The sequence below is a fragment of the Hydrogenovibrio sp. genome (genome assembly GCF_049975065.1).
In the GTDB taxonomy this organism is placed as follows: Bacteria; Pseudomonadota; Gammaproteobacteria; order Thiomicrospirales; family Thiomicrospiraceae; genus Hydrogenovibrio.
This window is the reverse complement of sequence record NZ_JBNGDN010000087.1, coordinates 1-8,392: the sequence shown is the minus strand read 5'-3', so window position 1 is coordinate 8,392 and position 8,392 is coordinate 1. Positions and strand designations below refer to the sequence as shown.

Here is an 8,392-nt window from a genome sequence, read left to right as displayed (position 1 = left end):
TAATGACTTTGCCCCCCATCTTCTCAAAAAAGGGGTTCGCTCGGCGGTACTGATTTCGGGGCGCTTTTTAACCAGGCCTGGCGAATATGGCGACCAACTCATTCAGCAGCTGCAAGCAGCAGACGTCCGCCTTTCAATCTTTACGGTTTCCGGTGAACCCTCACCCGAGACGGTGGACGAAATCGTCCAGGCCTGCCCGCTGGATGTCGAAACGGTCATCGGTCTCGGCGGCGGCAGTGTGCTCGACGCCGCCAAAGCCGTGGCCGGGTTACTGCCCAGCCGCACCTCGGTGATGGAGTATCTGGAAGGTGTGGGCAAAGGCCGGTCACTGGAAGGTGACACCTTGCCGTTTATCGCTCTGCCGACCACGGCCGGCACCGGCAGCGAAACCACAAAAAACGCCGTGCTGTCACGCCTGGGCGAATTCAAAAAATCCTTTCGCAGCGACAAATTACTGGCGCAAGCCGTCTGGCTGGATCCCAGTTTTCTGGCCACCTGCCCCCAGGAAGTGCTTTACACCACCGGGCTGGATGCCTTTACCCAATTACTGGAATCCTACACCACTCTGAAAGCCAATCCCATTACGGATGCGCTGGCCTGGCAGGGCATAACCTTATTCAAAGGCGCTTTTGAAACCCTCGAAACCGGTTCCGAAACCGAACGCCAAACCGCTTACGGAAACCTGATGCTGGCCGCCAGTCTTTCCGGCATCACCTTGGCCAACGCCGGTCTGGGCGCGGTACACGGCTTAGCCGGCCCAGTGGGCGCGTTTTTTGAAGCACCGCACGGTGCCGTCTGCGCACGATTACTGGCACCGATTACCCAAGCCAATATCCACACTTTGAACAGCGATGACCAGCCGCAGGCTCGTGCCACACTGATTAAATACGACCAAATCGCCAGATTATTCGATGCGCAGGGCGACACGGAAGAAGAACGGCTTGCGCAATTTATTCACGTTTTAGATCGGCTGGTCGAACGCTATTCCCCGACCGGTTTAAGTGCTTATGGCTTAACGCCGAATAATCTAGCGCCGGTTTTGGCGAACTGTCGATCCGGCAGCATGCTCGGCAACCCGGTCACATTACCCGATAGCACTCTCAAACAGGCACTGCTGCAGGCGTTATAGCTCTCCAAACACCTTTTGCCGCAAACGGCATTGTGCGAACAGCCTCATACCAACCTGAATCAATACGTATAAAAAATAACAATTTACCCATTTTAAAGTTCACCCACTCTGAGCAGAACATTTCAAGAACTGTCTGTTTTGTGACAACTTTTTTTTACTCTATCTTTTTACACACGTTTTCTATAAAATTCTTGGACTCATAAAAAGATTATAAACTCAAAAGGTTGCACTTAGACAATGAAAAAAACTGACTTTCTCCCCTTTTGCTTGGGGTGTTGTTTAACCTTGCCGGCCATGGCAGACAACACCCCCGAAAAAGAACAGCCCGATGCCATCCAAACCATTCAACAAGAAGTGGACAAACCTGAACAGGTTTCTAAGGAATATAAAGACCTCGATCAGGACGGTGTGCCCGATCGATTTGATCACTGCCTCAACACCCCGCCGGGCGTCAAGGTCAATTCACTCGGCTGCGAGCTGGACTCGGACGGCGACGGCATTTTTGACCGCGTCGACCAATGCCCCCACACCCCCAAAGGCGTCACGGTGAATTTTTTAGGATGCGAGCCGGACACGGATAAGGATCTCGTGCTCGACAGCCAGGACAAATGCCCGGGCACGCCGCTGGGCACGCCGGTAAACGAATTCGGCTGCAAAATCGAAAACGATGACGACAAAGACGGCATTACCAACGACATTGATCAGTGCCCGGACACACCCGCCGGCGCCACCGTCAATCGCTACGGTTGCGTACCCCAAAATATCGTGACCACCCGGATTCACTTCAACACAGGTTCTTACGAGATTCGTGCGGATCAAAAACCGCTGTTACAAAAAAACATCAGCCAAATTCGCAATATCGAACCGGATGAAGTGGTGCTCATTACCGGTTACACCGACAGTCAAGGCACGGCGGCCAGTAATGTCAAGCTGTCTTGGAACCGTGCCCAGTCGGTGAAAAACTACATGGTGCAGACCTTTAATTACGACGCTGGCAAACTCTATATCAATGGTCTGGGCGAGGCCAATCCGGTCGGCAACAACGCCACCCCGAAAGGGCGCAAACAGAACCGTCGCATTGAGTTTAGAGTCGTCAGCCAATCGGCCTTACCCGCCAGTGCACGACAGGCCATCCCGGAAAAAATGAAACATTACAACCGGTTCCAAAAACAGCCGGATTAAGCAAAACAGGAACGCATTTTGCCCAAGCTTATACTCATAATCGTCACCCTATTCAGTGTCGCTATCAGTCTGGCTTGGGCGTCGAATGCCTCAAAAGGGTCGCCGCCACGCGTATTCACCGACAACGAACTCAAGCAGGTCATCGATAAATACGGCCCAATGGCTGGGCGGCGTCTCCAGGCCTGGCAACAATTAATCGACGACAACTACACCAAGCCGGAACGATTGAAACTTCAGCGGGTGAACGATTTTTTTAACGGCGCTCAGTTCACCACCGACCAGAAGGTTTGGGGCAAAGAAGATTACTGGGCGACGCCTATCGAGTTTCTAGGACTGGATGCGGGGGATTGCGAAGATTACGTTATCGCCAAGTATTTCACACTTAAAGCCATGGGCGTGCCGGAGGAAAAGCTTTATCTGACGTATGTTAAGGCGATTCGGTTAAAACAGGCACATATGGTGCTGACCTATTTCAAAACGCCTAAATCCGAGCCGTTGGTACTCGACAATATCAACGACCGTATTATGAAAGCCGGTCAACGTAAAGACTTGATACCGATTTACAGCTTTAACGGTGACGGCCTTTGGTTATCGAAACAACGCGGCAAAGGCAAAGCGGTTGAAGGCGGCACTGACAAGCTCAAAAACTGGAACAGCTTGCTGAAAAAAATGCAGTAGGCGGCAAAGCAACCGTGATGAACACGAGGTTCAAAAAGGAAAGCGCATGAGTTTAAGCAAACAGATGATTCTCTTTATCGCCTCCATGTTGGTGATTGTCTTATTGGGCACCTTTTTGCTCAATCTGAACAACACCCGCTCCTTTCTGGAGGCTCAACTGCAATCCCATGCACAGGACACCGCCACCTCGCTGGGGCTGTCACTGAGCTCGGTGGCCGACCCGTCCGACCCATCCAGCATGGAAACCATGATTAATGCCGTGTTTGACCGAGGATACTATGCCCACATCACCTTGATCGACGTAGAGGATAATTTGCTTTATGAACGCACCGCCACTCAAAAAATCGACGGCATCCCCGACTGGTTTATTGAGTTTATTTCCATTTCCGCCCCTGAAGCCAACGCGCTCATTCAGTCCGGCTGGATGCCGGTGGGTTCCCTGACGGTGCAAAGCCACCCGGGCTACGCTTACATCGAACTTTGGAAAACCGCCATCAACCTACTGACTTGGTTTTCGCTCGCTGCACTGATCGCCATCGGCCTAGCCGTCTATGCCCTCAGAGTGATGCTTTCTCCATTGAAAAAGATGGAAAAACAAGCCGAGGCCATTGTTCGAAAGGAATATCTACTGCAAGACAGCCTGCCGACCACCATCGAATTCCGCAGCGTGGTCTCCGCCATGAATGCGATGGTACACAAAATGAAAGAAGTGTTTGAACGCGATGCCCAGCACGCGGAAAAATTGCAGAAAATGGCCTACCAGGACACGGTGACCGGTTTGAGCAACCGCCAGCACTTTGAAATGAACATTGATGCCTTGCTGGATCCGCATGCCGAAGCCTCACCGGGCGTGGTCTATTTATTGCGCATTGAAGGCCTCAAAGAACTCAACGACCGTTTCGGTTATCTGATTGGCGATAAACTGGTCAAGCACTTGGCCGATGCCATGTATGCGGAATTGTTCAATGAAAAAGCGCTTTACGCCCGCCTAAATGGCACCGAATTGATTGCGGTGTTACCATCGGTATCCGGCGATGCGGTAAAAGAGGCCGCCGCCAGCGTTCAGACACATTTGAACGACATTCTATCCACGCTCAAAGTCACCGATTCACCGATTAAACTTTCGGCTGCGCTCATCGATTACCAGCCGGGCGAACAGCGCGGGCCATTGCTGGCTCGACTCGACTTTGCCATTACCGAAGCCCATCATGTTTCCGACACCCACTGCTTTTACTATCAGGACAAAGCCGACCAAAGTGAAGCCAGTTCGCCTTGGACAGACATTCTACACAGTGCCATTGAAAACCAGCGGTTCCTCCTCTACCAGCAATCCGCTTACGATGCCCAACGTCAAATTCACGACCAGGAACTGTTGATTCGCCTGAAGGACACCGATGGCAACATCCATTCGGCCGGTTATTTCATGCCCGCCGTGACGCAGTTGAATCTGATGGAAAAAATCGATCGGATCGTGATTGAACTGGCGCTCCAGCACCTGCAGAAGCGTCCACCGAACGATCAGAGTTGTCTCGCCATTAATCTGACGGACTCCATTGTCGAACAGGCCAACTTCCAGGCCTGGTTGATTCAACAGTTAAAAACGGTCAACCCGAACCATCTGGCGTTTGAAATGACCGAAACCCTGATCAATAACAACAAAGCCCAGGCCTGGCCCTTAGTGCAGACGCTGAAACAATTGTCCTTTACCTTTGGCATCGACCATTTCGGCAGCCATTTCACCCAAATGCATTATTTACAGGAATTGCGTCCGAATTACATTAAACTGGATGCCTCCTTCAGTAAAGCAATTGAACAGGACGGCCAAACCCGTGACTATGTCAGCAGCCTGTGCGAAATGTGCCAAAGCCTCGACATTCAAGTGATTGCCATGTCGGTGGAAAACGAAGCCCAGATCAACGCTTTCCGTGAACTGGGCATTGAATATTTCCAAGGCTATTATTACGGCGCACCCAAGCCACTGTAATGACACGACCTTAGAAGACAAGATTAGAAGACAACATTATAACAACGCTAAATTAAAACACCGACCCGACTCAGGAAGCGAATACGAACGTGAGCAACGAAACGACACCATCGACGGAAGCCGCAGAAGAAGCGCCTTTGCACACGCATCATCATGCGAATTCAGCCTTTGAAGATCCGTTACTGGATTGTCTGGTGCTTTACACCAAGCTGAATCGGCACCCCTTTTCCCAGGATGCCCTGCTGTCCGGCCTGCCGCTGGCCGATAAACAACGCCTCACGCCGGAATTGTTTATCCGTGCCGCGGAAAGAGCCAATATCACCGCCGCCTTCAAGCAACGCAAACTGGCCGACATCCCCAACCTGGTCTTGCCCTGTATCCTCACCTTGAAAGACGACCAGGCCTGCCTGTTGGAAAAACTCGACTTCGATTCCGGCAAGGCCACAGTGGTGCTGTCGGAAGCGCCAGACGGCCGTAAAGACGTCGATATCGACGCTCTTAACGAAGATTATCTCGGTTATGCGGTTTACTTCACTGAAAAGTTTCAACAGAGCACCCGCAAGGAAAACCTGGTTCGCTCGAAAAAAGGCCACTGGTTCTGGCGTACGTTTTGGGAAAACAAAGGCATTTACCGCGACGTCATGCTGGCCTCGGTGATTATCAATTTATTTGTGCTGGCCAACCCGCTCTTTGTCATGAACGTTTACGACCGCATCGTGCCAAACAATGCCGTGGAATCGCTGTGGGTGCTCGCCATTGGCATCAGTGTGGTGTATATGTTCGACATTCTCCTGAAATTTCTGCGCTCCTATTTTCTGGAAATGGCCGGTAAAAAGAGCGACGTCATTATGTCTTCCAAACTCTTTGAACAAACGCTTGGGCTGACCATGGCTAACCGCCAAGGTTCCATCGGTGCCTTCGCCAACAATCTCAAAGAATTCGACAGCATCCGCAATTTTTTCACCTCCGGCACCGTTGCGTCCATTGTGGACTTGCCATTTGTGGTGATTTTCTTGCTGGTGATCTTCTTTATTGCCGGCAATATTGTGCTGGTGCCCATCGCCATTATCGCCATTATCCTGCTGTACAGCTTGTTAATGAAAGGCCCTATCCGTAAAAGCGTGGAAGCCACTTACGAAGCGTCGGCACAAAAGAATGCCGTTTTAATTGAAACCCTCACCGCCATCGAAACCATCAAATCGCTCGGTGTTGAAGCGCATTCGCAATGGAAATGGGAACAGGCCGTCGGCGAAATTGCCCGCACCAGCCTGAAGTCAAAAATGCTGCAGAGCTCTATTGGCCGCATGACCGGCTTTATGCAACAGATGAGCACGGTGGTGATTATCCTGGCGGGAGTTTACTACATCAAAGACGGCGACATGACCATGGGGGGGCTGATCGCCGCCGTCATGCTCAGCCAACGTGCCATTGGCCCAATGGGACAGTTTGCCAATTTAACCTCGTCCTATCATCAGACCAAAACAGCACTCGACTCGCTGAATGAACTGATGTTGAAAGAAATTGAACGCCCGCTCGACAAACGGTTTATTCAGCATCCGGTGTTTGATGGCAGCATTGAGTTCGTGGACGTCTGCTTCACCTATCCAGGCGAAAGCAAGCGGGCTTTAAACCATGTTTCTTTCAAAATCAAACCCGGCGAAAAGGTTGGCATTATCGGTCGCATCGGGTCCGGTAAGTCCACTATTGAAAAACTGATTTTAGGGTTTTATAAACTCGACTCCGGTTCCATTTTGGTCGATGGCATCGACATCACCCAACTGGATCCCGCCGAGTTGCGCCGCAATATCAACTATGTGCCCCAAGACGTCACCCTCTTCAGCGGAGACGTGCGTGAAAACATTGCTTATCGAGCGCCTTATGTGGAAGACGATCAAATCCTCAAGGCCGCACGTTTGGCGGGCGTGGACGACTTTATCAAAACCCACCCGTCCGGCTACAGCCTGAAAATCAATGAGGGTGGCAGCTCCCTGTCCGGTGGTCAAAGGCAGAGCATTGGCGTCGCTCGTGCGCTGCTGCTGAACAGCCCGATTTACCTGTTTGACGAACCGACCAATGCGATGGATGCCAAAACCGAACAGGCGATGATCGACCGCCTGAAAAAAGGCACCCTAAAGAACACCGCCATCGTGGTCACCCACAAAATGAGCCTGTTGCAACTGGTGGAACGCCTGATTGTCATGGACAACGGCAAAATCATTGCCGACGGACCGAAGGCCACCGTTCTGGAAGCCCTGAAAACCGGGCGTATTAACAAATCGAGCGAAACATGACAGAGCCAAAACTGAAAAAAAGTCGCAAACCATCGCATCTGTCCGATGACGACTTGTCGTTTATGTCCAGTCTGAGTCAGGCGGCGCTGGAAAAGCCCACTGTGAAATCCCAGCTGATCGTCTGGGTGTTGCTGCTGGTGGTTATCTGGCTGGTTGTGTGGGCCGATCATGCCGAGCTGGACAAAATTGTGCGTGGAGAAGGTAAGGTGGTGCCCTCCACCAAAATCCAAGTGGTGCAAAACCTGGAAGGCGGAATTGTCGAAGACATTTTTGCCCATTCGGGCGACCATGTTAAAAAAGGCCAAGTACTGCTCAAACTGGATAACACCCAGTTTTTCAGTTCCTTTGGTGAAACCTCGGCGCAACTGCATGATCTGCAAGCCCAAGCGGCTCGCCTCTCCGCGCAGGCATTTGGGCATCCCTTCCAAATGAATCTGCCCACCGATGATCCGGAAGTGATACAGATGTTTAATCGCGAAAAGCAACTGCACGAAAACCAGTTACAACAACTGGAAACCACCAAACGCATCTTAAATGAAAAAATCAAGCAGAACCGTGCCGACTTGAAAGACGCCTACAACCAATTCACTCAGCTATCCAAATCCTATGACTTACTGAAAAAAGAAGTGTCCATTATGAAGCCGCTGGTGAAAGACGGCATCGCCTCCGAAGTGGATCTCCTGAAAACCGAGCGCGAAGCCACCGATGCCTATTCCCTTCTGAAGACGACAGAAAACTCTATCCCAAGACTCAAGTCCATTATTGATGAATCCATCAACAAACGTCAGGAGGCGGAACAGCAGTTCCGTAACGAGGCGCAACAAGAGCTCAACACCGTTCTCGCCAAATTGGAACAGCTGGAAAGCTCCAAAACCGCCTTGGCCGATCGCGTCAGACGCACCAACATCACTTCGCCTGTCAATGGCACCATCAGCGAACTTTTGGTCACCACCATCGGTCAGGTGGTGCAGCCTGGCAGTGACATTGTGAAAATTGTGCCCAAAGACGATTCACTGGTACTGGAAACCAAAATTCTGCCGGCCGATATAGGTTTTGTATACCCGGGGCTGACGGCCAAGGTAAAATTCACCGCTTATGATTTTGCCATTTATGGAGGACTGGATGGCG

At 51.3% G+C, this 8,392-nt stretch carries 6 protein-coding genes; all 6 read left to right on the top strand.

Annotation, left to right across the window (positions count from 1 at the left end):
- The coding region (locus ACP5D0_RS09050; protein ID WP_472365416.1) for an iron-containing alcohol dehydrogenase at positions 1-1,129 on the top strand (1,129 nt) is incomplete at its 5' end.
- A gap of 237 nt (positions 1,130-1,366) precedes the next feature.
- Positions 1,367-2,311, top strand: coding sequence for an OmpA family protein (locus ACP5D0_RS09045; RefSeq protein ID WP_472365415.1), 945 nt, complete (start codon positions 1,367-1,369; stop codon positions 2,309-2,311).
- Positions 2,312-2,329: 18 nt separating this feature from the next.
- A complete protein-coding gene (locus ACP5D0_RS09040; protein ID WP_472365414.1) occupies positions 2,330-2,989 on the top strand; it encodes a transglutaminase-like cysteine peptidase in 660 nt (219 codons plus the stop codon).
- A 46-nt stretch (positions 2,990-3,035) separates the two neighbouring features.
- Positions 3,036-4,973: an EAL domain-containing protein gene (locus ACP5D0_RS09035; RefSeq protein WP_472365413.1), complete on the top strand. Its 1,938-nt coding sequence runs from the start codon at positions 3,036-3,038 to the stop codon at positions 4,971-4,973.
- An 89-nt stretch (positions 4,974-5,062) separates the two neighbouring features.
- Positions 5,063-7,264 carry a type I secretion system permease/ATPase gene (locus ACP5D0_RS09030; RefSeq protein WP_472365412.1) on the top strand — a complete coding sequence of 734 codons (2,202 nt, stop codon included), beginning with the start codon at positions 5,063-5,065 and terminating at the stop codon, positions 7,262-7,264.
- Positions 7,261-8,392, top strand: a 1,132-nt coding sequence (locus ACP5D0_RS09025; RefSeq protein ID WP_472365410.1) for an HlyD family type I secretion periplasmic adaptor subunit, incomplete at its 3' end; no start/stop codon positions are given. The genes ACP5D0_RS09030 and ACP5D0_RS09025, both read left to right, overlap by 4 nt.

Bases quoted from the DNA above. Each gene is read 5' to 3' on its own strand.
- ACP5D0_RS09045 (WP_472365415.1), top strand. From the start codon at position 1,367: ATGAAAAAAACTGACTTTCTCCCCTTTTGCTTGGGGTGTTGTTTAACC.
- ACP5D0_RS09035 (WP_472365413.1), top strand. From the start codon at position 3,036: ATGAGTTTAAGCAAACAGATGATTCTCTTTATCGCCTCCATGTTGGTG.